Origin of the sequence: Bradyrhizobium betae (assembly GCF_050632175.1) — a bacterium.
Taxonomy (GTDB): domain Bacteria; phylum Pseudomonadota; class Alphaproteobacteria; order Rhizobiales; family Xanthobacteraceae; genus Bradyrhizobium; species Bradyrhizobium betae_B.
In genome coordinates this window covers 5,037,181-5,063,299 of record NZ_CP192576.1, presented here as the reverse complement: position 1 = coordinate 5,063,299, position 26,119 = coordinate 5,037,181, and the positions used below count along the sequence as shown (strand labels likewise).

20 protein-coding genes and 1 pseudogene are annotated in these 26,119 nt (G+C 65.6%); 6 read left to right on the top strand and 15 right to left on the bottom strand.

All coding sequences use genetic code 11. The features are described from left to right. Window positions 1-5: 5 nt before the first annotated feature. From ACQ86E_RS24330 to hpaR, 12 genes are all read right to left on the bottom strand, one after another. Window positions 6-884: a transglutaminase family protein gene (locus tag ACQ86E_RS24330; RefSeq protein ID WP_431202144.1), complete on the bottom strand. Its 879-nt coding sequence runs from the start codon at window positions 882-884 to the stop codon at window positions 6-8. Beyond that, window positions 881-3,418 (bottom strand): circularly permuted type 2 ATP-grasp protein, encoded by a 2,538-nt coding sequence (locus tag ACQ86E_RS24325; RefSeq protein ID WP_431202143.1) that lies wholly within the window; start codon window positions 3,416-3,418, stop codon window positions 881-883. The genes ACQ86E_RS24330 and ACQ86E_RS24325 overlap by 4 nt, the downstream gene beginning before the upstream one ends. A gap of 27 nt (window positions 3,419-3,445) precedes the next feature. Then, entirely contained in the window at window positions 3,446-6,715 is a 3,270-nt protein-coding gene (locus ACQ86E_RS24320; protein ID WP_431202142.1) for a DUF2126 domain-containing protein, read from the bottom strand. Between the two features lie 136 nt (window positions 6,716-6,851). Continuing rightward, on the bottom strand, window positions 6,852-8,156 hold the full coding sequence (locus ACQ86E_RS24315; RefSeq protein WP_431202141.1) for a methyl-accepting chemotaxis protein: 1,305 nt from the start codon (window positions 8,154-8,156) through the stop codon (window positions 6,852-6,854). Further along, window positions 8,134-8,655, bottom strand: coding sequence for a PAS domain-containing protein (locus tag ACQ86E_RS24310; RefSeq protein WP_431202140.1), 522 nt, complete (start codon window positions 8,653-8,655; stop codon window positions 8,134-8,136). The genes ACQ86E_RS24315 and ACQ86E_RS24310 overlap by 23 nt, the downstream gene beginning before the upstream one ends. Window positions 8,656-8,843: 188 nt before the next feature. After that, window positions 8,844-10,367, bottom strand: coding sequence for a UxaA family hydrolase (locus ACQ86E_RS24305; RefSeq protein WP_431202139.1), 1,524 nt, complete (start codon window positions 10,365-10,367; stop codon window positions 8,844-8,846). Window positions 10,368-10,464: 97 nt separating this feature from the next. Continuing rightward, window positions 10,465-11,241 carry an HpcH/HpaI aldolase family protein gene (locus tag ACQ86E_RS24300; protein WP_015687505.1) on the bottom strand — a complete coding sequence of 259 codons (777 nt, stop codon included), beginning with the start codon at window positions 11,239-11,241 and terminating at the stop codon, window positions 10,465-10,467. 228 nt (window positions 11,242-11,469) lie between these two features. Further along, window positions 11,470-12,198, bottom strand: coding sequence for an ABC transporter ATP-binding protein (locus ACQ86E_RS24295; RefSeq protein WP_431206549.1), 729 nt, complete (start codon window positions 12,196-12,198; stop codon window positions 11,470-11,472). After that, window positions 12,198-13,976 carry an ABC transporter permease subunit gene (locus ACQ86E_RS24290; protein ID WP_431202138.1) on the bottom strand — a complete coding sequence of 593 codons (1,779 nt, stop codon included), beginning with the start codon at window positions 13,974-13,976 and terminating at the stop codon, window positions 12,198-12,200. Before ACQ86E_RS24290 ends, ACQ86E_RS24295 begins: the two co-directional genes overlap by 1 nt. Then, window positions 13,973-14,845 carry a branched-chain amino acid ABC transporter permease gene (locus tag ACQ86E_RS24285; protein ID WP_431202137.1) on the bottom strand — a complete coding sequence of 291 codons (873 nt, stop codon included), beginning with the start codon at window positions 14,843-14,845 and terminating at the stop codon, window positions 13,973-13,975. Before ACQ86E_RS24285 ends, ACQ86E_RS24290 begins: the two co-directional genes overlap by 4 nt. Window positions 14,846-15,074: 229 nt before the next feature. Further along, window positions 15,075-16,220, bottom strand: coding sequence for an ABC transporter substrate-binding protein (locus ACQ86E_RS24280; RefSeq protein WP_431202136.1), 1,146 nt, complete (start codon window positions 16,218-16,220; stop codon window positions 15,075-15,077). Window positions 16,221-16,493: 273 nt separating this feature from the next. Further along, window positions 16,494-17,012, bottom strand: a complete 519-nt coding sequence (hpaR, locus tag ACQ86E_RS24275) for a homoprotocatechuate degradation operon regulator HpaR (RefSeq protein WP_431202135.1) — start codon at window positions 17,010-17,012, stop codon at window positions 16,494-16,496. 111 nt (window positions 17,013-17,123) lie between these two features. Here hpaR and hpaH point away from each other — a divergent pair, with 111 nt between their 5' ends. The 6 genes and pseudogenes from hpaH (at window position 17,124) to ACQ86E_RS24245 (ending at window position 23,426) form a co-directional block, all read left to right on the top strand. Continuing rightward, window positions 17,124-17,930: a 2-oxo-hept-4-ene-1,7-dioate hydratase gene (hpaH, locus tag ACQ86E_RS24270; protein WP_431202134.1), complete on the top strand. Its 807-nt coding sequence runs from the start codon at window positions 17,124-17,126 to the stop codon at window positions 17,928-17,930. 31 nt (window positions 17,931-17,961) lie between these two features. Further along, on the top strand, window positions 17,962-18,360 hold the full coding sequence (locus ACQ86E_RS24265; RefSeq protein ID WP_431202133.1) for a 5-carboxymethyl-2-hydroxymuconate Delta-isomerase: 399 nt from the start codon (window positions 17,962-17,964) through the stop codon (window positions 18,358-18,360). Beyond that, a pseudogene (gene hpaE, locus ACQ86E_RS24260) lies at window positions 18,353-19,891 on the top strand (5-carboxymethyl-2-hydroxymuconate semialdehyde dehydrogenase). Before ACQ86E_RS24265 ends, hpaE begins: the two are co-directional and overlap by 8 nt. A gap of 25 nt (window positions 19,892-19,916) precedes the next feature. Then, entirely contained in the window at window positions 19,917-20,900 is a 984-nt protein-coding gene (hpaD, locus tag ACQ86E_RS24255) for a 3,4-dihydroxyphenylacetate 2,3-dioxygenase (RefSeq protein ID WP_431202132.1), read from the top strand. 2 nt (window positions 20,901-20,902) lie between these two features. Next, a complete protein-coding gene (locus ACQ86E_RS24250) occupies window positions 20,903-21,772 on the top strand; it encodes a fumarylacetoacetate hydrolase family protein (RefSeq protein ID WP_431202131.1) in 870 nt (289 codons plus the stop codon). 25 nt (window positions 21,773-21,797) lie between these two features. Beyond that, window positions 21,798-23,426, top strand: a complete 1,629-nt coding sequence (locus tag ACQ86E_RS24245) for a thiamine pyrophosphate-dependent enzyme (protein WP_431202130.1) — start codon at window positions 21,798-21,800, stop codon at window positions 23,424-23,426. On the opposite strand, the gene ACQ86E_RS24240 is transcribed toward ACQ86E_RS24245, so the two are convergent. The 3 genes from ACQ86E_RS24240 to ACQ86E_RS24230 are packed head-to-tail and all read right to left on the bottom strand — an operon-like array spanning window position 23,404 to window position 26,109. Then, a complete protein-coding gene (locus ACQ86E_RS24240; protein ID WP_431202129.1) occupies window positions 23,404-24,645 on the bottom strand; it encodes an MFS transporter in 1,242 nt (413 codons plus the stop codon). The genes ACQ86E_RS24245 and ACQ86E_RS24240 overlap by 23 nt on opposite strands. 54 nt (window positions 24,646-24,699) lie before the next feature. Continuing rightward, window positions 24,700-25,353, bottom strand: coding sequence for a DNA oxidative demethylase AlkB (gene alkB / locus ACQ86E_RS24235; protein ID WP_431202128.1), 654 nt, complete (start codon window positions 25,351-25,353; stop codon window positions 24,700-24,702). 9 nt (window positions 25,354-25,362) lie between these two features. Then, window positions 25,363-26,109 carry a 2OG-Fe(II) oxygenase gene (locus tag ACQ86E_RS24230; protein ID WP_431202127.1) on the bottom strand — a complete coding sequence of 249 codons (747 nt, stop codon included), beginning with the start codon at window positions 26,107-26,109 and terminating at the stop codon, window positions 25,363-25,365. Between the last annotated feature and the right edge of the window lie 10 nt (window positions 26,110-26,119).

Below are 26,119 nucleotides of genomic sequence, written 5' to 3'. Positions count from 1 at the left end.
ACCCGCTACTCCACCAGCAGCACATCCACGGCGACGCCGAGCTTCTGCTTCGGCGAGCCGACGATGATGCCGTCGACCGGCGAGACGTCGGAAAAGTCGCGGGCGACCGCGAGCACGATATGGTCGTTTGCGGCCAGGAGATCGTTGGTCGGATCGAAATCGACCCAGCCAAGTTCCGCTCCACACCACAGCGACACCCAGGCGTGGGTGGCGTCGGCGCCCTGCAAACGCGGCTGGCCCGCCGGCGGAATGGTGCGCAAATATCCGCTGACATAGGCGGCGGGCAGACCGAGCCCGCGCAGGCCCGCGATCATCACATGGGCGAAATCCTGGCAGACGCCATGGCGCTTGTCGAACACCTCGTCGAGCGGCGTCGAGATCACCGTCGCCTTGGGGTCGTAGCGAAACTCGGTGCGGATGCGATGCATGAGATCGGCGGCGCCGGCGAGGATTCCCGCGCCGGGCGCGAAGCTCAATGCGGCATAGGCGCTGACCGGGCGCAGCACCGGCACCAGCGGGCTTGCAAAGACATAGCCGACCGGCGATGACGGCCCGAGGCTGGTCGCCTCAAACGCGAGGTCGCGGATGCTCTCCCAGGCCGGGCTCGCGGCATCGCGCGCCGGCGGCTTGCGCGAGACCGACACGCGCGAGCGCGAGTCGATGCGCAGATTGCGATGCGCCGTCTCGATCACGATGCTCTCGGTCAGGGTGCCGAAGAAATCGCGACGGACATGCCGCTCGGCGGGCCGCGGACGGATCTCGACGCGGTGCGAGATCAGTTCCTGGCCGTCTCCGTTCTTCGGCTCCAGCCGCAGCGTGCAGCGGGCGAAGCTGACCGCGCTCTCATATTCGTAGGTGGTGACGTGCCGGATGTCGTAGATCACGCCAGCCCCGTCAGCTTTTCCGGCCGGCTGGCATTCGGGCCATGCGGGAAGTAATGCAGCCCGATCGCCTCGGCGAGGCTGAGCAGATCCTGCTCCAGCGAGAACAGCGACTTGACCTCGAGCTTCTCGGCTTCAGCCGTGGTCAGCATCGCCTGCACGGCAAGCGCCAGCCGCTGCGGCCGCTCGATCAGGCCGTGCTCCTTCAGGCTCGGCAGCGCGGCGATGTGCTCGTTCAGGGTCGCAACCTGGAACGCCACCGACCGCGGATTGTAGCTGTCGAGCACGGCGAGGTCCCGCACCGGGGCCAGGATCGGCGCCAGCAGATAGCGCGAGCGGTAGGTGATCTGGGAATCCACCAGCGTCAGCAGGATGTCGAGATCCTCGTCACCGGCCTCGTCATAGGCGAACTGGCGCGCGAAGCGCGCGGTGTTGATGGCGCGCTCGGTGCGGCGGCCGACATCGAGGAAGCGCCAGCCGGCGGCGCGATTCATGTTCTCCTGGGCAAGGCCGGCAAAGCTCGCAAGCTCCTGCAGGGTCAGCTCGGCCGCGCTCAGCACGCTGTCGTCGTCCTCGACCTCGACGGCGAGCCGCTCGGCCATCTCGGTGATGACCTGCCAGGCATCGGGCGACAGCCGCTCGCGCAAGGACGTCGCCGTGCGCTGCGCCGCGCGCACCAGCGACAACGCCGAGCCGAAACGCTCGGCGTTCTGCAGCGCTTCGGCGGTGACGCGTCCCGGCGTCGCGCGCGAGGCTTGCGAGATCGCGCCCCAGGCCACCAGCAGTCGCTGGATGCGCTCCGCCGATTGCAGCGAGGCCGCGGTGCCCTTGTTGGGCCCGCTCGGCGAGCCCAGCGCCCGCACCAGCCGCAACGTCGCTTCGGCGCGCTCGAGATAGCGGCCGAGCCAGAACAGGTTGTCGGCGGCGCGGCTCGGCAGCACGCCGGCAATGCGGCGGATGCGCACCTTGTCGGTCGCCGGCAGCAGCGTCGCGGTGGCGACCTTCTTCTCCGAGACGACCCAGACGTCGGCGGCGCGGGCGCCGTCGCCCATCGAGACCGCACGCGCGTCGGCCTGCTCGGCGATGCGGCAGAAGCCGCCGGGCATGATGGCCCAGCCGTCGGGAGTCGCGGCCGCGAACACACGCAGCACGAAGGGGCGCGGCGTGATCTGGCCCTGCTCCCACACCGGCATGGTCGAAAGCCGCACCACCTCCTGGCCGACATAGTCCATGCCGCGCGCGCTGATGGAATCGATCAGGCGCTGGCGTCCGGCCGCGTCGAGTTCGCTCGCGAGCACCGGGCCGTTGCTGTCGAACCCGGGAACGCCGCGCCCATAGGCGCCTTCGATCGCGACCTCGTCGAGCCGCGACAGCACCTCGTCGCGCGCGATGCGCTGGCCGCACCACCAGGTCGCGATATGCGGCATCTTCAGCTCTTCGCCGAGCAGACGGCGGCTCAGCGCCGGCAGGAAGCCAAGCATCGCGCGCGCCTCCAGCACGCCGGAGCCCGGCATGTTGGCGACGACGACGCCATCCTTGCGCAACACGTCGATCAGACCGGGCACGCCGAGATGCGAGGACGCATCGAGCTCGAGCGGATCGAGCGAGTTGGAATCGACACGGCGGAGTAGCACATCGAGCCGCTTCAGGCCGGCGACGGTGCGGATGTGAACGCGGTCGTCGCTGACGGCGAGATCGTCGCCCTCGACCAGCAGGAAGCCGAGATAGCGCGCCAGCGTCGCATGCTCGAAATAGGTCTCGCTGAAGCTGCCGGGCGTGAGCACGCCGATCCGCGGTTCGTCGCGGTCGGCGCGCGCGCGCAGGCTGTCGCGGAACGCCTCGAAGAACGGCGCGACGCGCGGCACGTTCATCGACTTGTAGAGATCGGAGAAGGCGCGCGAGAGCACCAGGCGGTTCTCCAGCGCGTAGCCCGCGCCCGACGGCGCCTGGGTGCGGTCGCCGAGCACCCACCAGCGGCCGTCGGGACCGCGGCCGACATCGGCGGCGTAGAGCGAGAGGTAGCGACCGCCCGGCGGCGGCACGCCGCAGACGGGACGCAGATATTCGGGACTGCCGGCGATCGCGGCCGCCGGCAGCGCGCCGTCCGCGACCAGCCGGCCCTCGCCATAGATGTCACGCAAGACGAGCTCGAGCAGCTCGGCGCGCTGGGTGATGCCGGCGGATAGCTGCTTCCAGTCGGCCTCGTCGATCAGCAGCGGCAGGTGGCTGAGCGACCAGGGCCGGTCGGCGCCGTCGCCGGGGGCACGGTAGGTGACGCCGGCCTCGCGGAGGTGGCGGTCAGCCATGCCAAACCGCCGCTCGATCTCGTCGGGCGCAAGCGCGCCGAAGGCGTCGAAAAAGCGGCCCCAGACCGCGCGCGGGGCGCCGTCGGGCCCCAAAAACTCGTCGGGGATGCCGGGCAGGCGGCGATAGTCGCGGACCCATTGCGCGAAGCGGCGCTGGCCTTCGCGCTGACTCTCACGTTGTGTTGGCGCCTTACCCGCCCTGTCGTCCTCTTCGGCTGCGCCCTCGCCCATGCGCCTCTCCCTGCCCCGCCCTCATACTCATTGCAGGAGCGGGGTCCGCAAGTCGAGGGTCAGCGGAAACTCATTTGTGCGTTCCTCGGGCGGCGGCTGCATCGGGCCCGGCGTATGGCCGTGGTCCTGGAAGCGCGCCAGCCGCCGCGCCTCGGCCTCGTAGGTGTTGACCGGCTTGGTGTCGTAGCTGCGCCCGCCGGGATGGGCGACGTGATAGACGCAGCCGCCGAGCGAGCGGCCGTTCCAGGTGTCGATCAGGTCAAACGTCAGGGGCGCGTGAACGGGAATGGTCGGATGCAGGCCTGAGGCCGGCTGCCAGGCCTTGAAACGGACACCGGCCACGGCTTCCCCGGAGCGGCCGGTCGAGGTCATCGGCAGGCGGCGACCGTTGCAGGTGACGATGTGGCGCCCCTCGATGAAGCCCTCGGCCTTGACCTGGAGCCGTTCCACCGAGCTGTCGACATAGCGCACCGTTCCGCCGGCCGACCCTTCCTCGCCCAGCACGTGCCAGGGCTCCAGCGCCTGCCGCAGCTCCAGCGTGACGCCGCCATGATGGATACGGCCGAAGGCGGGGAAGCGGAATTCGAGCTGGGCCAGATACCATTCCGCCTCGAACGGATAGCCGGACTGCTTCAGTTCGGACAACACGTCCTGAAAATCTTCCCAGATGAAATGGGGCAGCATGTAGCGGTCATGCAGCGCCGTGCCCCAGCGCACGAACTTGCCGGATTGCGGCTCGCGCCAGAATTTTGCGATCAGCGCGCGGATCAGCAGCTGCTGCGCCAGCGACATGCGCGGATCGGGCGGCATCTCGAGCGCGCGGAATTCGACGAGGCCGAGCCGCCCCGTGGTCCCGTCCGGCGAATACAGCTTGTCGATGCAGATCTCGGCGCGATGGGTGTTGCCGGTGATGTCGACGAGCAGGTGCCGGAACAGGCGGTCCACCAGCCATAGCGGGGCCTGGTAGCCCGGCGGCGGCACGTGGGAAAGCGCGATCTCGAGCTCGTAGATGCTGTCGTGCCGGGCCTCGTCGATGCGCGGCGCCTGGCTGGTCGGGCCGATGAACAGGCCGGAGAAGAAGTAGGACAGCGACGGATGCCGCTGCCAGTACAGGACCAGGCTCTTGAGCAGATCGGGACGGCGCAGGAACGGCGAGTCCTCTGGGCTGGAGCCGCCGATCACGACGTGATTGCCGCCGCCGGTGCCGGTGTGGCGGCCGTCGACCAGGAAGCGGTTGGCGCCGAGGCGCGTCTTGCCGGCGTCCTCATAGAGCCCGACCGTGATATCGACCGCCTCGTGCCAATTCTTTGCCGGCTGGACGTTGACCTCGATCACGCCGGGATCTGGCGTCACCTTGATCACCTCGATGCGCGGGTCGAACGGCGGCGAATAGCCCTCGACATGGACCTGGATCTGCATCTCCTCGGCGGTGGCTTCGAGCGCCGCGACCATTTCGAGATAATCCTCGATTTGCTCGACCGGTGGCATGAACGCGCAGAGCACGCCGTCGCGGACTTCGACCGACAGCGCGGTGCGGACCGGAACGGATGTGTTGAGTTGCTCGGGCGCGACCCGCGGCGGCGCCTCCGGGCGCGCTGCGAGGGTGAACACGGGCAACTTGCCGCGCGGCTCCATCGGATCGCGCTCGACGATGTAGGGATATTGATCGGGTGGGACGTAGCCGAGCGACCCGATCGGCAGGCGCAGGCCCAGCGGTGAATCACCGGGCATCAGGAACAGATGATTGCGCCGGAGCTGCCAGCGCTCGCTGCGCCAGCGCGGCGGCGCGTTCCAGCGCTGCACCGGCAGTACGAAGCCGCGCGGCGTGTTGAGGCCCTGCTCGAACACGCGCGCCATGCGCGCGCGATCCTCCGGATTGGCCAATTTGGAGTCGGACGGATCGACGTTGACGGGAAGCTCGGCTTCCTTCTGGAGCCAGAGCGCGGTGTCCTCATAGGCCGGCATGATGTAGCCGGGGTCGAGCCCGAGCCGCAGCGCCGCGCCCTCCATGAAGGCCTCGGCATCCTTTGCCTCGGCGCGGCGCGGATTTTCGATCTTCGCGATGAGATCGGCGTTCTTCCAGATCGGCACGCCGTCTTTGCGCCAGTAGAGGCCGAAAGCCCAGCGCGGCAGGCTCTCGCCCGGATACCATTTGCCCTGGCCGTAATGCAGAAGGCCGCCCGGCGCGAAGCGCGTGCGCAGGCGGCGGATCAGATCGTCGCCAAGCGCGCGCTTGGTCGGGCCGACCGCCTCCGTATTCCACTCCGCCGCTTCGAGATCGTCGACCGAGACGAAGGTCGGTTCGCCGCCCATCGTCAGCCGCACGTCATCGGCGGCGAGATCGCCGTCGACCTGCTCGCCGAGATCGTTGAGCCGAGCCCAGGCTTCGTCGGAGAACGGCTTGGTGATGCGCGGCGCCTCACGGATGCGCTTGACGCTCATGTCGAAGGCGAACTCGACTTCCGCAAAGCCCGCGCCGCCGGAGATCGGCGCCGCCGAGCGATAATGCGGCGTGGCGGCGACAGGAATGTGCCCCTCGCCCGCGAGCATGCCCGAGGTCGCGTCGAACCCGATCCAGCCCGCGCCCGGCAGATAGACCTCGGCCCAGGCGTGCAGGTCGGTGAAGTCGTTCTCCACCTCCGGCGGTCCCTCGATCGGATCGATGTCGGGACGAATCTGGATCAGATAGCCGGAGACGAAACGCGCGGCGAGACCGAGATGACGGAAGGTCTGGATCAGGAGCCAGGCGGAGTCACGGCAGGATCCGGCGCAGGAGGTGAGCGTTTCCTCCGGCGTCTGCACGCCCGGCTCCATCCGGATGATGTAGCTGATCTTCTTCTGCAGCTCCCTGTTCACGTCGACCAGGAAATTGACCGTGTTCGGGGCCTCGTGCGGAATCGTGTCGAGGTATTTCGCGAACTGGCGATCGGGCTTGATGGTCTCCAGATACGGAGCCAGCTCCGTCTTCAAGTCCTTCGGATATTCGAACGGAAAACTGTCGGCGTAGGGCTCGACGAAAAAGTCGAACGGATTGACCACGGTCATCTGCGCCGTGAAATCGACCTCGAATTTCAGCTCGGTCGCCTTTTCCGGAAAGACGTAACGCGCCAGCCAGTTGCCTTGCGGATCCTGCTGCCAGTTCACGAAATGGTTGGCCGGAGTGACCTTGAGCGAATAGCTCAGGATCGGCGTGCGCGTGTGTGGCGCCGGCCGCAACCGGATGGTCTGCGGACCGAGATCGATCGGGCGGTCGTATTTGTAGTGGGTGACGTGGTGTAACGCGACGTAGATCGACACAGGATGCGATGCTCCAGCAGCTTTTTTGAGCAGAACACCTGAGGTCGGTGCGATCAAGCACTAACAACGGGCAGACCGTGCCTAAGCAAGGTGCGGGCCGACCGTTTGCGTGTCGTTATCCTGGACGCCGGGCGCCTTACGCTGCCGATGTCAGCCGCTGCAGGAACTGGTTCACTTCGCGCCGGAGCGTCTCGACCTCGCCATGGACCCGTTCGGAGGCGCTGTTGACGCGGCTGGCGACGCGCCCCGTGTCGGCGGCGGCCTCGCTGATGCCGGTGACGTTGGTCGAGACCTGCGACGTGCCGGACGAGGCCTCGTGAACGTTGCGGGCGATCTCGCGGGTCGCCAAGCCCTGCTGCTCGATCGAGGTCGCGATCGCGGCGGTGATGCCGTTGATCTCGGTGATGGTCTGCGCGATCGCCTCGACGGCCGCGACCGAATTGGTGGTCGATTGCTGCATCTCGCCGACCTTGGCGCTGATCTCCTCGGTCGCCTTCGCGGTCTGGTTGGCGAGACTCTTGACCTCGGAGGCCACGACCGCAAAGCCGCGGCCGGCTTCCCCGGCGCGCGCGGCCTCGATGGTGGCGTTGAGCGCCAGCAGGTTGGTCTGCTCGGCGATCTCGCTGATCAGCTTGACGACGTCGCCGATCCGGAGCGCCGCATCGGCAAGCGCGCGGATCTCGCTGCCGGCACGATTGGCTTCGTTCACCGCGCGCCCTGTGCTCGTGGTCGAGCCGGCCACCTGGCGCCCGATATCGGCAATCGAGGATGCGAGTTGCTCGGCCGCGCTCGCGACCGTCGCGACATTGCGCGAGGCCTGGTCGGAGGCGCTGAGCACGCCGGAGGTCTGCCGGCTGGTCTTCTCGGCCGCCGCAGCCATCTGGCCGGCGTCGGATTCGAGATCGGTCGCGGCGCCCATGAGCCTGCCCGCGACCTGGTCGAGATGCGTGCCGAACTGCTTCGCGAGGTCCGCGATCTCGACCACGCGACGGCCGAGGCTGTCAGTGCCGGAATTGATCACGATCGCCGAACGTCGGAACGAGCCGGGCAGACCCCGTGCCAGGATCTTGCGGAAATACTTGCCGCGGCTGGCATAGTCCATCGACGCGGAAGCCTCGCGCTGGAAGGCGTCGGTGATGTCGAGCATGTCGTTGACCGACTTCTGGATCGCCCCGATCCGCCCGGCCTGCCGGTTGCTGAGAATGCGCGCCTCGAGATCGCCGCGCGCCGCCTTGCGGCAGACGTCAGCGACCTCATCGACGGCCACCGCCGTGCGTTGCTGGCACCAGACGGCGTAGCCGAGCAACGCGACTATCGCGCCCGCCAATGCCGCGCCGGCGATGCCGGTCACGCCGAGCAGCGAAACGGCGAATGCAACGACGGCAAGAACACACGCGAGCGCGGTCGCTCCCTGCGCCTTAGAGAGAGAGCACAAATTCATCGTAACCGACACCCTGTTGCTTGAGCAGTCCGACCATCGCATCGAAGCTGGCATGCATGCCCTCCTTGGCATTGGCATGCCGCGCCTCTTCGGCGCACAGCGTCTTGTAGATCGGCTTGATGCGTTCGATCTGCGCCGGATCCGGCTTGCGGCGGTTGGAGTGATAGCCGACGATGTTACCGTGCTCGTCGAAGGTCGGCGTGACGTGGGCGAACACCCAGTAATGGCTGCCGTCCCCGGCAAGATTGACGACGTAGGCGAAGATCTCCTGCCTGGACTGCAGCGTGTCCCACAGCAGCTTGAAGACAGAGCGCGGCATGTCGGGATGGCGGATCATGCTGTGGGGCGCGCCCATCAGCTCCGCATAGGAGTATTTCGCCATGCGAATGAAGACGTCGTTGGCGTAGGTGATGCGGCCCTTGAGATCGGTCTTCGACACGATCAACTCTTCCTCGCCGAGGAAATTTTCCACGCCGGTCGGACGTATCGTGCGCGTCATTGGTGACCAATCCTCACGAGGGGCAGCGTCCTCGCAAGAAGCGGCCCGCATCACCGTTCAGGATTACGACGGGAACCATTAATCATAGGTGAGCGCGGGAACCCGTGCGGCTACTGTCATCTCCGTAGATTTACGGGACGGGCGCCGCTCGTCCTGCATATTTCCGCAAAGAGTTGCGCGGGACGCAGCTACATCGTCGCGCCGAGCACCCAGGGCGCGAACTCGGCGCCGCCGAAATCGAAGCTCTCGCTCTTGGTCGGCTGGCCGGAGGCGGTCTTCAAAATCAGCTCGAAGATGCGCTGGCCACATTGCTCGACCGTCTCCTCGCCTTCGAGGATGGTGCCGCAATTGACGTCCATGTCGTCTTCCATGCGCTTGTACATGGGCGTGTTGGTGGCGAGCTTGATCGACGGCGCCGGCTTGCAGCCGAACACGCTACCGCGGCCGGTGGTGAAACAGACCAGATTGGCGCCGCCGGCGACCTGCCCCGTGGCTGCGACGGGATCGTAGCCGGGCGTATCCATGAACACGAAACCGCGCTTGGTCACGGGTTCGGCATAGCGCAGCACGTCGACGAGATTGGTGGTGCCGGCCTTGGCCATTGCGCCGAGCGATTTCTCCAGGATGGTGGTGAGGCCGCCGGCCTTGTTGCCGGGGCTCGGATTGGCGTTCATCTCGGCGCCTTCGCGCGCCGTGTATTCGTCCCACCAGCGCATGAGATCGACCAGCTTCTCGCCGACCTCGCGGCTGACGGCGCGGCGGGTGAGCAGGTGCTCGGCGCCGTAGGTCTCCGGCGTCTCCGACAGGATCACGGTGCCGCCGTGGCGCACGATCAGATCGCTCGCCGCACCCAGCGCAGGGTTGGCCGATACGCCGGAATAGCCGTCGGAGCCGCCGCATTGCAGCGCCACGGTCAATTCGCTCACCGGCACGGACTCGCGCTTCACCTTGTTGGAGTCAGCGAGGGCCTCGCGCACGAAGGCGATGCCGGCTTCAACCGTCTTGCGGGTGCCGCCGACCTCCTGGATGTCCATCGCGCGCAGACGGCCGGCGAGCTTCTGCTCTTCCATCAGGCCGCCGATCTGGTTCACCTCGCAGCCGAGACCGAGCACGATGACGTGGGAGAAATTGACGTGCCGCGCATAACCGCCGAGCGTGCGGCGAAGCAGCGCGAGCGGCTCGTTCTGCGTCATGCCGCAACCGGTCTTGTGGGTCAGCGCGACCACGCCGTCGACATTGGGGAATTCGGCCAGCGGATTGTCGCCGGTGAAGGGATTCTTCTTGAAGACGTCGGCGACGAGGCTCGCGACATGCGCGCTGCAGTTCACCGAGGTGAGGATACCGATATAGTTGCGCGTGGCGACACGGCCGTCCGGGCGGCGAATGCCCTCGAAGGTCGCCGGCAGGTCGAAGTTCGGCGTCGGCTTGACGTCGACGCAATAGGCGTAGTCCTTGGCGAAGTCACCCATGCCGCAGTTCTGCACGTGCACGTGCTGGCCCGGTGCGATCGGAATGGTCGCGAATCCGATGATCTGGCCGTAGCGCTTGACGGGTTCGCCTACCGCGATCGGCTTGATCGCAACCTTGTGGCCGGAGGGAATGCGCTCGACCGTCGTCACGCCGTCAGCCACTAATGTGCCCGGCGGCAGGCTCGCGCGCGCAATCAGCACGCCGTCATCGGGATGCAGGCGAATGACGGGGCTGATGGTCATGGGTATCTCCTTCGGAGGCGAATAGCGAGTGGTGAGAGGCGAATGGAAAAAGGGGAATAGCCCTATTCGCTACTCCCCATTCGCCATTCGCGAAGTTTTAGGCCTTGCCGCCGGAATCCTTGCGGGTCGCGTTGACCTGCATCTTGGCGTAGGTCGCCATCAGGCCGACCTCGTTCGAGAGCGTCACCAGCTTGAAGCCCATGTTGATGGCGCGCGCCGCGCCTTCGGCGCCGCTGCAATGGATGCCCGGGTTGAGGCCGCGCTTGCCGCATTCCTTGATGATCTTGTCGTAGATCGCGAGGATCTCGGGCTCGGTGCGGTCGAGCTTCGGCTCGAGGCCGTAGGAGAAGCCGAGGTCGGACGGGCCGATATAGACGCCGTCGATGCCCTCGACGTCGAGGATCGCTTCCATGTTCTCGACCGCGGTCCGGGTCTCCATCATCGGAAGCAGCACGATATCGTCGTTCGCCGTCTTCTGGTAGGAGCCCGCGGTGCCGTACATGCCGGCGCGGATCGGACCGTTGGAGCGCACGCCCTTCGGCGGATATTTGGAATAGGAGACGAGGTTCCTGGCCTCCTGCGGCGTGTTGACCATCGGGCAGATCACGCCATAGGCGCCGCCGTCGAGCACCTTGCCGATGATGCCGGGCTCGTTCCAGGGCACGCGGACCATCGGCGTGACCGGATGCTTGTCCATCGCCTGGAAGCACTGCACCATCGACAGATAGTCCTGCACGCCATGCTGCATGTCGACGGTGACGCTGTCGAAGCCGCATTGCGCGACCATCTCGGCCGAGAAGCCGGAGGGAATCGCCAGCCATGCGTTGACCACGGCCTTGCCCGACTTCCAGATTTCCTTGACCTTGTTCGCCACGTTGCCTTCCTTCTTTGTTGTTGGGGTCTTCGGCACCACGCCGAACGCCGCGACAGCACGACCCTGTTGTTAGCGCCAACCTGACCGCCGCGCTACGCTCGCAATGACGCAAGACCTATGCGCTCGCCCACCGGGTGCGGACCTCGAGGGCGGCGACAGTATCGCCGCCGGGGTTGATCCGGCAAGGGGATGCCAACCCGGATTGTGACCCCGGACGGCCCCCTCCGGTTACGCACTCACCTTGGCATGGCCGCCGAGATAGGCGGCGCGGATGGCTTCGTTGCCCCAGAGCTCGTCGGGCTTGCCCCCGAGCACGATGCGGCCGGTCTCCAGCACATAGCCGTAATCGGCGACCGACAGGCCCATGCGTGCATTCTGCTCGACCAGCAGGACCGTCGTGTTGCGCCGGATCTCGGAGATGATCTTGAACACGGCCTGCACGATGACAGGCGCAAGGCCGAGTGACGGCTCGTCCAATAGCAGCAGCCGCGGCTTGGCCATCAGTCCGCGCGCCACCGCCACCATCTGCAGCTGGCCGCCGGACAGGGTCCAGCCGAGCGCGTCGGTGAACTTGCGGATGTCGGGGAACAAATCGAACATCGCATCGGCCTCGCGCGAAATCTCGGAGGTCGAAGCCCGGCGATTGGACGCGCCGAGCATGATGTTCTCTTTCACCGTCAGCCCCGGAAAGACGCGGCGGCCTTCGGGCACGTGGCTGATGCCCATGCGGACGATCGCTTCCGGGCCAAGGCCCGCGATCGACTTGCCGTCGAACAGGATCTCGCCCGAGGTCGGCTTGGCAAGGCCGGAGATCGCGCGCAGCGTCGTCGACTTGCCGGCGCCGTTGGCGCCGAGCAAGGTCACGACCTGTCCCTCCTCCACGGCGCAGGTGACGCCGCGCAGTGCTTCGATCTCGCCGTAGCGCACCACCAGATTGCGGATTTCGAGCAACGGCATCATTCGCTCCCGAGATAGGCGGAGACGACGTCGGGATGACGCAGCACGGCCATGGATTCGCCGTCCGCGATGCGGCGTCCGAAGTTGAGCACGGTGATATGCTGGGCGGCTTCCGAGACCAGCGTCATGTCGTGATCGATGATCAGGATGGTCAGGCCCTGCGCCGCGATGCGCTTGAGCAGCTCGTGCAGTTCGAGCTTTTCGGTCGAGTTCAGGCCGGCCGCGGGCTCGTCGAGCAGCAGCAGCGTCGGGTTCGAGGCCAATGCACGCGCGATCTCGATCAGCCGCTGATGGCCGTAGGAGAAGCTCGAGATCAGCTCGTTGGCGCGGCTGCCGAGGCCGACGAAGGTCAGCGCCTCCATCGCGCGTTCGGTCAGGGCGTCGTCGCCCTTTCCGACCATGGTGTTGCCGGGCCGCTCCGCACCGATCTCGACGTTCTCCAGCGCCGTCATCGAACGGAACAGGCGGATGTTCTGGAAGGTACGGCCGAGGCCCGCAGCCGTGCGCTGATGCGGCGGCATGTGAGTGATGTCGGTACCGTCGAGCACAATCCTGCCCGACGTCGCGACGTACAGGCCCGAGAGCACGTTGAGCGTCGTGGTCTTGCCCGAGCCGTTCGGCCCGATCAGCGCATGCACGCCGCCGCGCTTCACCGCGATATCGACGCCGTCGACGGCCTTGAGGCCGCCGAAGTGCTTCGACAGGCCGGTGACCTCCAGCACGATGTCGCCGCCAATCGTCGCCGGCTTCAGATGCAAGGCGCCCGCCACCGGAGGCGCTGCGCTCTTGGCGCGCCAGCGCGCAAACGCGTCCGCGACGAAGCCCCAGATGCCGTCGGGCATGAAGCGGATGATCAGGATCACGAACAGGCCGTAGATCGCGAGGTACAGGCCCGGCACGCTCTTGAGAAAGCGCAGCCATTCCGGGATCAGGATCAAGAGACCCGTGCCGATCGCCGAGCCGATCGGCGAGGCCACGCCGCCGAGCAGCGACATGGTCAGGAACACGATCGATTCCGCGAAGGAGAACTGATCGGGGCTGACATAAGCGAATCCGCCCGCGAAAAGTCCGCCCGCGAGACCGCCGAGCAACGCGCAAAGCGCGAAGGCATAGATCTTGGTGCGGAAGACGTCGATGCCGTTGACCCCGGCCGCGAGTTCGTTGTCCCGCACCGCCCGCATGGCCCGGCCGAGCTTGGTGTCGGAGAGATGCCAGACCAGATAGCCGACGATCGCCAGCATCGCCACGCAGAAGGCGAGATAGCTCTGCGAGGTCTGGAACAGGTCGGGCCGCTTGATGTTGGAGACGCCGTCGGGGCCGTGCGTCAGCCAGATCGCGTTGATCATCACCAGCGTGACGATCTGCTGGAACGAGATCGTCACCATCGCAAGGTAATGACCGCCAAGCCGCAAGGTCGACATGCCCAGCAAGGCACCGGCGAGCAGCGAGATCACGCAGCCGCCGACCAGGCACAGCCAGAAGCTGACATTGAGATCCGTGGTGCCGATACCGACCGCATAGGCGCCGAGCCCGAAGAACGCAGCCTGTGCCAGATTGATCTGGCCGCACAGGCCGAGCACGACGGAGAGTCCGAACACGGCGATCGCGAACGTCGTGGCCTGCAGCAGGATGTTGTGGATGTAACCGTCGAAGCGCATGTTGGCCGCGAGCACGACCAGGATCGCCGCGCCGATGAAGTACGGCAGGTGCCGGACCACGAGCGGTTTCGAACGGATGGCGGGTGCCGGAATCGGCATGTTGTCGCTGGGTGCGCTCATGCCTTTTCCGCCACGCGTTCGCCGAAGATGCCCTGCGGCCGGAAGATCAGGAAAGCGATCAGAACCAGGAAGGCAAAGCCGTCCTTGTAGGGCACCGAGATATACGCCGCGCCAAAGGTCTCGATCACGCCGAGCGCGAGACCGCCGATGATGGCACCGGCGACGTCGCCGAAGCCGCCGATGATGGTCGCGGCGAACGCCTTCAGCGCGATGGTCGAACCCATCTGGATCGAGACGAACAGCACTGGTGCGACCAGGATGCCGGCGAGGCCGCCGAGCACGGCCGAATAGATGAAGGTGATCATGATCATGGTCGAGACGGAAATGCCGAGCAGCGAGGCCATCTCCTTGTCCTGCGAGGTCGCCTGCAGCTTCTTGCCGAGCAGGGTCTTCTCGAAGAACCAGAAATTGAAGATCACGAGGCAGATGGTGACGCCGATGATCAGGAGATACTGGCTGTCGAGATAGACCGGGCCGACTTGAATACCGGGCGTTTCAAACCAGCCTTCCAGCACCTGCGGCTGCGGGCCATAGATCGCGAGCACGGAATTGGCGAGCAGGATCGAGGCGCCGATGGTGGCGATGATCACGGGCAGATAGGTGCGGTGACGCAGCGGATAATAGACACCGAGATTAAAGACAACGCCAAGCAGCGCCATGCCGAGCAGCGCGACGATGAAGGCCGCCCAATAGGGCAGACCGGCTTCGATCGCGACCACCATCAGATAGGCCGCGACCATGGAGAATTCGCCCTGGGCGAAGTTCACCACGTTGGTGGCACGGAAGATCAGCACGAAGCCGAGCGCGACGAGCGCGTAGACGGCGCCGATCCCGATGCCGGTAAAAAGGAGCTGTAGGGCGAGATCCATGACAAGCTTCTGTTGGAGAGAATATTTCGGTGCCAGCGGGAGCTGAGTGGCTGTCGTGTTCACTGCCTCTCGTCGCAGGCCGCACGGGAGGTGGCAGGGCTCTCTCCCCCTTGTGGGGGAGAGTTGGAGAGAGCGGTAAGCCACAAATACCGCCCGTGCGGTTTGCCCCTCTCCCTAACCCTCCCCCACAAGGGGGAGGGAACCTAACCGTTCGTGCGTCCCTGCCCGGTCAGTCGTTGAACTCGATGTGCTTGTCGAAGACGATTTTGCCCTTCTCGTTCTTCACGATGTTGTAGCCGTGGAGACCGTCGCCGTTCTGGTCGAAATTGTATTCGCCCTCGGCGCCCGGGAACTTCTTGATCGCGAGGATGGATTCGCGAATCTTGCCGGGATCGGTGGAGCCGGCCTTGTTGATCGCCGCCGCCAGGACGGTCACGGCGTCATAGGTCCATGAGCTCTGGTTGTCGGGCGCGACCTTGACCGCGTCGCGGTAGAGCTTGCCGAACGCCTTCGAGCCTTCGCTGGAATCCTCGGCGTAATCGGCCACACCGTAGGTGTTGTACAGCGCCGGTCCCGCAAGCTTCAGCGCGGTGATGTTGACGATCGAGGGCGAGCCGACCCACGGAATGTTCACGCCGAGCTGGCGCAACTGGCGGGCAAAGATGCCGAGATCGTTCTCGAAGGTGAAGTAGGAGCCGAGGATATCCGCGCCCGACTGCTTGATGGCGAGCACGACCGGAGTGAAGTCCTGGCTCTGGTTGGCGTAGCCCTGGTCGAGCACCGGCGGAGCGCCGAGCTTTTCGAGCGCGCCGGTCAACGCCTTGCCGCCCGCGGTACCGAACGCATCGGTCGAGTGCAACACCGCCCATTTCTTCTTGCCCAGCGTGCTGACGCCGTATTCCGCGATGACGCGGCCGGAATAGCTGTCATTGGGCCGGAAGCGGAACAGCCATTGATTGCCCATATGCGTCAGGTTCGGATCGGTACCGCCGATCATCACCGGCTTGCCGAGCTTGATGACGTCGGGCGCCATCGCGTGCACCTGGGTCGAACGAATCGAACCAAGGAACCCGACGATGTCGGATTGCGCTGCGAGCTTGGAGAACGCGAGCACGATGCCGGGATTGGTGGTCTGATCGTCCTCGACGATCAACTCGCCCTGCTTGCCAAGGATGCCGCCCGCCTTGTTGACGGCTTCGAGCGCGAGTTTGGCGCCCTTGATGGCATAGCCGCCGGACTCGGCGGCGGGACCCGTGACCGGCGCACACATGCCGATCTTGATGGTGGCGCCTTGCGCGTTCGCGCTCCTGATGAGGTAGGGCGCGGCAATGCCGGCAGCAATTCCGGCCGCGAAGTCGCGTCTCGTCAGTCTCATTCATTCCTCCCTGGGGCCGGGCATCCTTGTCGGCCCTTCTTTGTCTTGGCTCTATCGCTGAATGCAGATCGCGATGCTAGTTACGAATTCTGCCGATACGAGTAAATTGATATTGCGACAACATCGACTAAATGCGCAGAGCACGCACCCAATAGTGATCAACACCCGCCACGGCAGTCTATTCTCAGTGGTTTTCGCGGCAATGACGCTGCTCGCGCGTTATGCAATGACGACAGTCATGCGTCGTGGGAAAGCGATCATGCAAATTTGCCGTTACGCTTCATCCGTGACTTCATCACTCGCGCCGGTGGAGGCGAGGCACAACTCCAGCTGCCCGAGCATCTCCTGCAACTCGGCGAGCTCGCGCGCGCCGAAGCGCTGTGTGATCTCGGCGTAGATCGCTTCCGAGGACGGCGCGACCGCAGCCATCAGCTTCACGCCCTCTTTTGAGATCGACACCATTGTGCGGCGCTGGTCAGCCTTCGCGGTCTTGCGCTCGATCAAATTGCGCGCTTCGAGATCGCGCAGGATACGCGACAGGCTCGGCCCGAGGAGGAACGCGGTGCGCGCGAGTTCCGTAACTTCCGCGGCCTCAATGGACGCCAGCGCACGGAGGATGCGCCATTGCTGCTCGGTGAGGCCATGTTCACGCAGCTTGGGGCGGAACTGCCGCATCACGGCCTCGCGCGCCCGCAGCAGCGACATCGGCAGCGACCGCGAGAAGTCGCGCATCGGCACCTGCCGCGCGGACGGCGCATCTGCGTTTGCGGGATCAGCCGGTCTCTTCGCCATATCGCCCCTTCAAGCCGCAAAACGTTTGCAGCGCAGCAATCTCAATTTGCGTTTGACGCATTCACTTAACATGTTAAGTATCTTTCGGCACCACGAATAGTAAGATCACTGATGGCGCTTTCCAGCGACGATATCCAGGCTTGCGCACGGCGTCTGCATCAGGCGGAGAAGACTCGCACGCAGATCCGGCAGCTCTCGCAGGACTTCCCCGGCATCACCATCGCCGATGCCTACGCGATTCAGAAGGCCTGGGTCGACGTCAAGATTGCCGAGGGGCTCGTCGTCAAGGGCCACAAGATCGGCCTGACCTCGAAGGCGATGCAGAGCGCGCTCAATATCAATGAGCCGGATTCCGGCGTGCTGCTGGACGACATGTTCTTCGCCGATGGCGGGATCATTCCGACCGAGCGCTTCATCGCCACGCGCGTCGAGGCCGAGCTCGCCTTCGTCATGAGCAAGCGTCTTGCCGGACCCGACTGCACGATGTTCGACGTGCTCAATGCCACCGACTTCGTCGTACCCGCGCTGGAGATTCTGGATACGCGCATCGAGCGCGTCGATCCCAGCACCAAGGCGACGCGGAAAATCTACGACACCATCGCCGACAACGCCGCGAATGCCGGCATCGTGCTCGGCGGCCGGCCGATCCGCCCGCTCGACGCAGACCTGCGCTGGATCGGCGCGCTCTGCTTCAGGAACGGCCAGCTCGAGGAAACCGGCCTTGCCGCCGGCGTGCTCAATCATCCCGCGACATCAGTGGCGTGGCTTGCGAACAAGATCGCGCCGCTCGGCCTTGCGGTTGAACCCGGGCAGGTCGTGCTCGCCGGCTCCTTCATCCGTCCGATCGAGACCCGCAAGGGCGACACAATTCAGGCCGATTATGGCGTCTACGGCTCGGTGAGCTGCTACTTCGCCTAGGCGACCAAAAAAGACAGGGAGTGAAACCGGGATGCCGCATTTCACCATCGAATATTCGGCCAACCTCGATGGCCGCTTCGACATCGGCGTCGTCTGCGAAGTCGTGCGCAAAGCCGCCGTCGAGACCGGCATCTTCCCGCTCGGCGGCATCCGCGTGCGCGCCGTCAGGTGCGAGCATTACGCGATCGCGGACGCGCGCAACGATTACGGCTTTCTCGACATGGTGCTGCGCATCGGCGAGGGCCGCGATCTTCCGACGCGTCAGAAAGCCGGCGAGCATGTCTTCCAGGCGCTTTCCAGGCATCTGGATCCCGTCTTCGCCGCCAGCAGGTTCGCCTTGTCGTTCGACATGCAGATCAACGACAAGGACACCAGCTGGAAGCGCAACAACATCCACGACGCCCTGAAAGTGGAGGCCGCCCATGGATAAGCCCACGCCGAAAGCCGATGTGTTTCAGGCCAACCGCGACCGCGTCGCGCCGCTGCTGAAAAACTCCGCGCCGACGGCATCGGCCACATGATTGACGGCAAGATCGTTCCGTCCATATCCGGCGAGACCTTTGAGACGAAGTCACCGGTCGACGGCGCGGTGCTTGCAAGCGTCGCCCGTGGCAACGCCGAGGACATCGACGCCGCGGCCACGGCTGCCGCCCTCGCCTTCAGGTCCTGGCGTGACATGGGACCGGCGATGCGGAAGAAGCTGCTGCATCGCGTGGCCGACGCCATCGAGGACAATGCCGAGGACATCGCGGTGCTCGAATGCATCGACACCGGCCAGGCCTATCGCTTCATGGCCAAGGCCGCGGTCCGGGCCGCCGAGAATTTCCGCTTCTTCGCCGACAAATGCGCGGAGGCGCGCGACGGCCAGAATACGCCGAGCGACGAGCACTGGAATATTTCCACCCGCGTGCCGATCGGTCCGGTCGGCGTGATCACGCCGTGGAACACGCCGTTCATGCTATCGACCTGGAAGATCGCCCCTGCCCTCGCGGCGGGCTGCACCGTCGTGCACAAGCCCGCAGAGTGGTCGCCGGTGACGGCGGCTATTCTTGCAAGGCTCGTCAAGGAGGCCGGCGTGCCCGACGGCGTGCTCAATACCGTCCACGGCTTTGGCGAAGAGGCCGGCAAGGCGCTGACCGAGCATCCCGCCATCAAGGCGATCGGCTTCGTCGGCGAGAGCGCTACGGGCTCCGCGATCATGATTCAAGGTGCGCCGACGCTGAAGCGGGTGCATTTCGAGCTCGGCGGCAAGAACCCCGTGATCGTGTTCGACGACGCGGATCTCGACCGCGCGCTCGATGCGGTCGTGTTCATGATCTACTCGCTCAATGGCGAGCGCTGCACGTCCTCCAGCCGCCTGCTGATCCAGACCAGCATCGCAGACAAATTCATCGAGAAGCTGACCGCACGCGTGGAGGCGTTGAAGGTCGGCCACCCCCTCGATCCCGTCACCGAGATCGGGCCACTCATCCACGAACGGCATCTCGCCAAGGTCTGCTCCTATTTCGACGTCGCACGCCAGGATGGCGCTGTGATCGCGGTCGGCGGCAAGGCTTATGACGGACCCGGCGGCGGACATTATGTCGAGCCCACGCTGGTGACCGGCGCGAGCGGCAAGATGCGGGTGGCGCAGGAGGAAGTGTTCGGCCCCTTCCTCACCGTACTGCCCTTCAAGGACGAGACGGATGCGATCGAAATTGCCAACGACATCCGCTATGGCCTGACCGGCTACGTCTGGACCAACGACGTCGGCCGCGCCTTGCGCGTCGCCGATGCGCTGGAGGCCGGCATGATCTGGCTCAACTCGGAGAACGTCCGCCACCTGCCGACGCCGTTCGGCGGCATGAAGGCCTCCGGCATCGGCCGCGACGGCGGCGACTACTCGTTCGACTTCTACATGGAGACCAAGCATGCTCTCGCTGGCGCGGGGCACGCACAAAATTCAGAAACTGGGAATGTAGGACTCTTCATTCCGGGGGAAACACCATGCCGGTACCGCAACACGTCTTCGAACCGCCCTTCGACATCATCCGCTCCAGCCACGTCGTGCTCGACGTAACCGATCTGAAGCTCAGCCGCGCGTTCTACGAGACCACCGTCGGCCTGCATGTCGAGGATGCCGACGACAAGGTCGTGTACCTGCGCGCTGCCGAGGAGCACCAGCATCACTCGCTGGTGCTGCGCAAGGCGGCGGCGCCCGCCTGCGCCCGGCTCGGCTTCAAGGTCGGCAACGACGGGGATCTCGACAAGGCCGCGGCCTTCCTCTCCGAGAATGGCCTCAACTACGCCTTCGTCGACCAGCCCTTCCAGGGCCGCACGCTGCAATTCACCGATCCCTTCGGTTTCCAGATCGAACTCTATGCGTCGATGGACAAACGTCCGCACCTGCTCCGCCGCTTCGACCTCTACAAGGGCTGCCATCCGCAGCGGCTCGACCATTTCAACGTCTTCGCCGCTGAGGTGCAGGACACGGTCGAATTCTATGCGCGGCTCGGCTTCCGCCTCAGCGAATATGCCGAGGAGGACGGACCGAACGGCCGCATCGCCGCGGCCTGGATGCATCGCAAGGGCAATGTCCACGACTTCGCTTTCACCAACGGCAAAGGCCCTCGCCTGCACCACTTTGCCTATTGGACACCGACGGCGATGAACATCATCCATCTCTGTGACGTGATGGCCTCCTCCGGCTACGTGAAGAACATCGAGCGCGGGCCCGGGCGCCACGGCATCTCCAATGCGTTCTTCCTCTACGTCCGCGATCCTGATGGACACCGGCTGGAGCTCTATACCAGCGATTACTTTACCGGGGATCACGACCACGAACCGCTGCGCTGGTCGCTGCGCGATCCGCGCCGCCAGACGCTGTGGGGCGCACCGGCGCCGCGCTCCTGGTTCGAGCAGGGCTCGCCCTTCACAGGGCAGGCCGTCCGAGAACCCAGGTTTGTGGCCGACGTGCTGGTGGCGGATTGACGATGAGACTTCCTCGCCTCGCCACCTACTCCGTCAAGGGTGAAACCCGCTACGGCGCCGTCCTGGAGGGAGGCATCGTCAATCTCTCGCCACATCACGGCAAGGATTATCCGACGCTGCGCGAGGTGATCGCCGCAGGAAGGCTCGCGAGCCTCGCCGAAGAGGCAGCCGGCCGCACGCCGGACCATGCGCTCGCCGACATCACCTGGCTGCAGCCGGTGCCCGCACCGGAAAAGATCATCTGCATCGGCGTCAACTATCCCGACCGTAACGCCGAATACAAGGACGGTCAGGACGCGCCGAAATATCCGAGCATGTTCATGCGCTCGCCACGGTCATTCGTCGGTCACGACACCCCGCTGGTGCGCCCACGTGCCTCTGCGCAGCTCGACTATGAGGGCGAGATCGTTCTGGTGATCGGCAAGGCCGGCCGGCACATTCCAGAAAGCACCGCGCTCGACCACATCGCCGCACTCACGCTCTGCAACGAAGGCTCGGTGCGCGACTGGCTGCGCCATGGCAAGTTCAATGTCACGCAGGGCAAGAACTTCGATTCCAGCGGCAGTCTCGGCCCATGGCTGGTGCCCTACACCAGGGAAGCGCAGATCGCCGATATCCGCCTGACCACACACGTCAATGGTGAACTGCGGCAGGATGACCGTACCAGCCGGCTGATGTTTCCGTTCCGCACCCTCATCAGCTATATCTCAACCTTCGCAACGCTGGTCCCGGGTGACATCATCGTGACGGGCACACCGACCGGAGCCGGTGCACGGTTCGATCCGCCGCGCTATTTGAAGCCCGGCGATGTCGTCGAGATCGCGGCCGAGGGGATCGGAAGCTTGCGCAACGGCGTCGTCGACGAAGCCTGATCAATAATTGAAGTGGAATGATGCAATGACCACCCTCACCGGCGGCGAAGCGATCGTAAGCGGCCTCGTCGCCCATGGCGTCGACACCGTGTTCGGCCTGCCCGGCGCGCAGGTCTACGGCCTGTTCGATGCCTTCCACCAGGCTCAGCTCAAGGTGATCGGCGCGCGGCACGAGCAGGCCTGCGGCTACATGGCGTTCGGCTATGCACGCTCCAGCGGCAGGCCCGGCGTGTTCAGCGTGGTGCCCGGCCCCGGCGTGCTCAACGCCAGCGCAGCACTGCTCACCGCGTTCGGATGCAACGAGCCGGTGCTCTGCGTCACCGGCCAGGTGCCGACGCAGTTCCTGGGCAAGGGCCGCGGCCATCTCCACGAGATGCCGGACCAGCTCGCGACCCTGCGAACCTATGTGAAATGGGCCGAGCGGATCGAGCATCCCGGATACGCCCCGACGGTGGTCGCACGTGCCTTCCAGGAGATGAATTCGGGCCGCCGCGGCCCCGCCTCCGTCGAGATGCCCTGGGATGTCTTCACCCAGCGCGCGGACACCGCGGCAGCGCAGGTGCTGGCGCCGCTGCCTTCGCCTCGGCCCGACCCCGATATGATCAAGCAGGCCGCCAGGCTGATCAAGGACAGCAAGGCGCCGATGATCTTCGTCGGCAGCGGCGCGATCGAGGCCGGCGAGGAGATCCTCGCGCTCGCCGAGATGATCGATGCGCCCGTGGTCGCCTTCCGCAGCGGGCGCGGCATCGTCTCCAATGCGCACGAACTCGGGCTGACCATGGCGGCCGCCTACAAGCTGTGGGCGACGACCGACTTGATGATCGCCATCGGGACCCGCGCGGAGCTGCCGGTATCGGGCTTCCGCTGGCCCTATCAACCGCCTGGCTTGAAGTCGGTTCGCATCGATATCGATCCCGCCGAAATGCGCCGTGTTGTCTGCGACACCGCCATCGTCGCCGATGCCAAAGCCGCGACCGCCGACCTCGCCGCCGCCGTCAGCAAGACCGGCTACAGCAGGACCGCCGGACGTCGTGCCGCGATCCGCGAGGCAACCGCGACCGCGTTGGCAGAGATCCAGCGCATCCAGCCGCAGATGGCGTATCTCAACATCCTGCGCGAGGTGCTGCCGGCAAACGCGATCGTGACCGACGAACTCTCGCAGTTCGGCTTTGCCTCCTGGTACGGCTTCCCGGTCTACGAGCCGCGCACCTTCATTACGTCAGGCTATCAGGGCACGCTCGGCTCGGGCTTCCCGACCGCGCTTGGCGCCAAGGTCGCCAATCCCGACAAGCCTGTGGTGGCAATCACCGGCGATGGCGGGTTCATGTTCGGCGTGCAGGAGCTTGCCACCGCCGTGCAGTTCAACATCGGCGTGGTGACGCTGGTGTTCAACAACAACGCCTATGGTAACGTCCGCCGCGACCAGCGCGAACGGTTCGACGGCCGCGTGGTCGCGTCGGACCTCGTCAACCCGGATTTCGTCAAGCTGGCGGAATCGTTCGGCGTCGCGGCTGCGCGCGTCACCGCGCCGGATCAGTTCAAGGCGGCGATGGAGAAGGCGCTGGCGCATGGCGGGCCGTACCTGATTTCGGTCGAAGTGACGCGCGATTCCGAGGTGAGCCCGTGGGCGTTCATCCACCCGCCGAAGCCTTGAGGGGAACACCACCCTGGAGCCGCGCCGCGGCGATCACCAGCAGGCCGGCGCCTGCGACCGACCAGCAGGCGACCGGCGCCCAATGCAGCAGGGGTGCGTAGTCCGGCATCTTCTGCAAGCCGCCGGCGACCGCCGCCATGCGCGCGAAGGTGCCGAGCGCCAGTGCCGAGAAGACGAGGCCAGTGACCTTGCCTTCCGCACCGGTCGAGCCGATCGCCAGCGCAGCCGAGACCGCGCTCATCAGCATGCAGCCCCAGGCAGCTCCTGCAAGAAACTGCGCCACAATCAGCGCGTTGAGGCTGCCGGCAAATTCGGCCGCCGCGATTGCCACGGCTCCAAGCAAGCCGGCAGCGCCCATCACGATGAGGCCGCCGCGATGTTTGACGACGAGGCTTGCCGGAAACATCGCGATGTTGAAGCCGATCCAGAACACCGGCATCAGCCATGGCAGCTCGTCGGGCCTCGCAAAGCGCAGATAGGACGGCGCACTGTTCATGGCAAAGTGCAACTGAAAGCCGAGTGCCAGCGCCACCATCGCGACGATGAAGATGATCGGCACCAGACCCAGCGGCCTTGCCGCCTCGGCCGGTGTCGGCGGCGACGTGTCGCGCGCGACATCGTGCTCGATCCGCGACAGCCCCAACGCCGTGAGCAGCAGCACGACGCTGGAGATCACGAACGGCAGCCGCGCGTCATGCTCGCGCATCAGCACGCCGAGATAGGGCGAGACCGCGCCGGCGAGGCCATAGCCCAGCATCGCCAGCGCGGCGAGGAACGGCACCTGCGGCCGGGCACGGTATTTGCCAAGCAGGGTCAGCGGCGGCGCGCGCAAGGCGGACGAGGTGATCGACCAAACCACGATCAGCGCAATGAACCAGACCTGCGCGGCCGCGCCGACACCGGCCACGAATGGCATTGCAACGAACGCGCCGCAGGAGATCGCGGCCACGAGCCCGACGAACAGGCCAAGCCGGCCGACATGGGGCGCCAGCTTGTCGGCGGCGATCCCCATCGCTGTGTCGGCGATGGTGAAGATCGCCTGGTCCAGCATCAGGATGAGGATGACGGCGGACGGCGCGATGCCGACTTCGGCGGCGAGCTTCGGCAGATAGATGACGTAGGTGGTCCAGCCCAACGTAAACGCCAGTTGCAGCACGGCCAGATAAAGGCCGGTCCGATTGGCCGTCGCAGTCCCGGCCGAGAGTTGTGTCGTCGCCATGTCGCCTTTTCCCCCACCGGAACCTTAGACGAGCGAGGGCTGCGAGGAAACGTGTCAGCGGACCTTTCGGAACGTCAAATTGATCCGCTTGCGCCCGAGCAGCGGGTGCTCGCCGTCGGCGAGGGGCGCCACGCCATGATAGGCGAGCCTGCTCGCCCCGCCCCAAACTACGACGTCGCCATGGACCAGCCTGAAGCGGCGCGGCTTGTCGTTGCGCGCCAGGCCGCCGAACAGGAATGTCGCGGGCAACCCGAGCGAGACCGAGACGATCGGCGCCGAAAAGTCCAGCTCGTCCTTGTCCTGATGCAGCGACAACCGCGTGCCGGGCTCGTAGCGATTGACGAGGCAGGCATCGGGCGCGAAGCCCGTGAAACCGCCCTGCTCTGCCACGCGCCGGGCGAGATCGCAGAGCACGAGCGGCATCGCCGGCCACGGCGCGCCGGTTTTCGGATCGATCGGGTCGTAGCGATAGCCGGTGTGATCCGTGATCCAGCCGCGCTCGCCGCAATTGGTCATGGCTACCGACATCAGATGGCCGCCGGGCGTGGTCATGCGCCGGAACGGCGACTGCCCGACGATGGCACGCACGGCTTCGATCAGCTCGCTCTCGATCGGCTTGACGAATCCGCGCAGCAGAATGGCGCCGTCGGCGATCTCCTCGCGCGACGGCTGGGCTTCGGCGACGGTGTCGAACAAATCAGCCGTCAATCGCAGCGCTCATTTGGCATCGTGAAAAATCACACCCAAGGTGTGGCGCTGGCCGGATCTGATACGGCTGACGCCATGGCGGAGGTTAACGCGGTAGGTGCCGCGTGTCCCCTGCACCGGGCGGTGATGCACAGCGAAGGCGACTGCATCGCCCTGCGCCAGCGGAACCACTTCAGCGCGGGACTGCATGCGCGGGCGCTGCTCGGTCAGCACGAACTCGCCGCCGGTGAAATCCCGACCGGGCTCGGAGAGCAGGATCGCGACCTGGAGCGGGAATACGTGCTCGCCATAGAGGTCCTGATGCAGGCAATTGAAGTCGCCGGCTTCGTATTGCAGCAGCAGCGGCGTTGGGCGTGCCTGGCCCGCGTCGTGGCAGCGCCTGAGGAAGGCCGCGTGCGCGGCGGGATAGCGAATGTCGATCCCCATCGCCTCGTTCCAGCGGTTCGCGACGGCCTGCAGATGCGCATAGAGCGCCGGGCGCAATTGCGCGATCAGGTCGGGGAGCGGATAGGAGAAATATTTGTACTCGCCGCGGCCAAAGCCATGGCGACCCATGACGATGCGGCTGCGGAAGCCTGTGTCGTTGGGGTAGAGTTCGGCGATGGCGCGGCATTGGTCCGGCGTCAGCAGGCTCTTGAGGACGGCGCAGCCCTGGGTTTCGAGCTCGCCGGTGATCTGGGGCCAGTCGAGGGTGTCGACGTGGGAGGCGAGGTCGGTGTGGGGCGAAGGAGGCGATTTGCGCGCTGTTGCTGTCATGGCGATCACT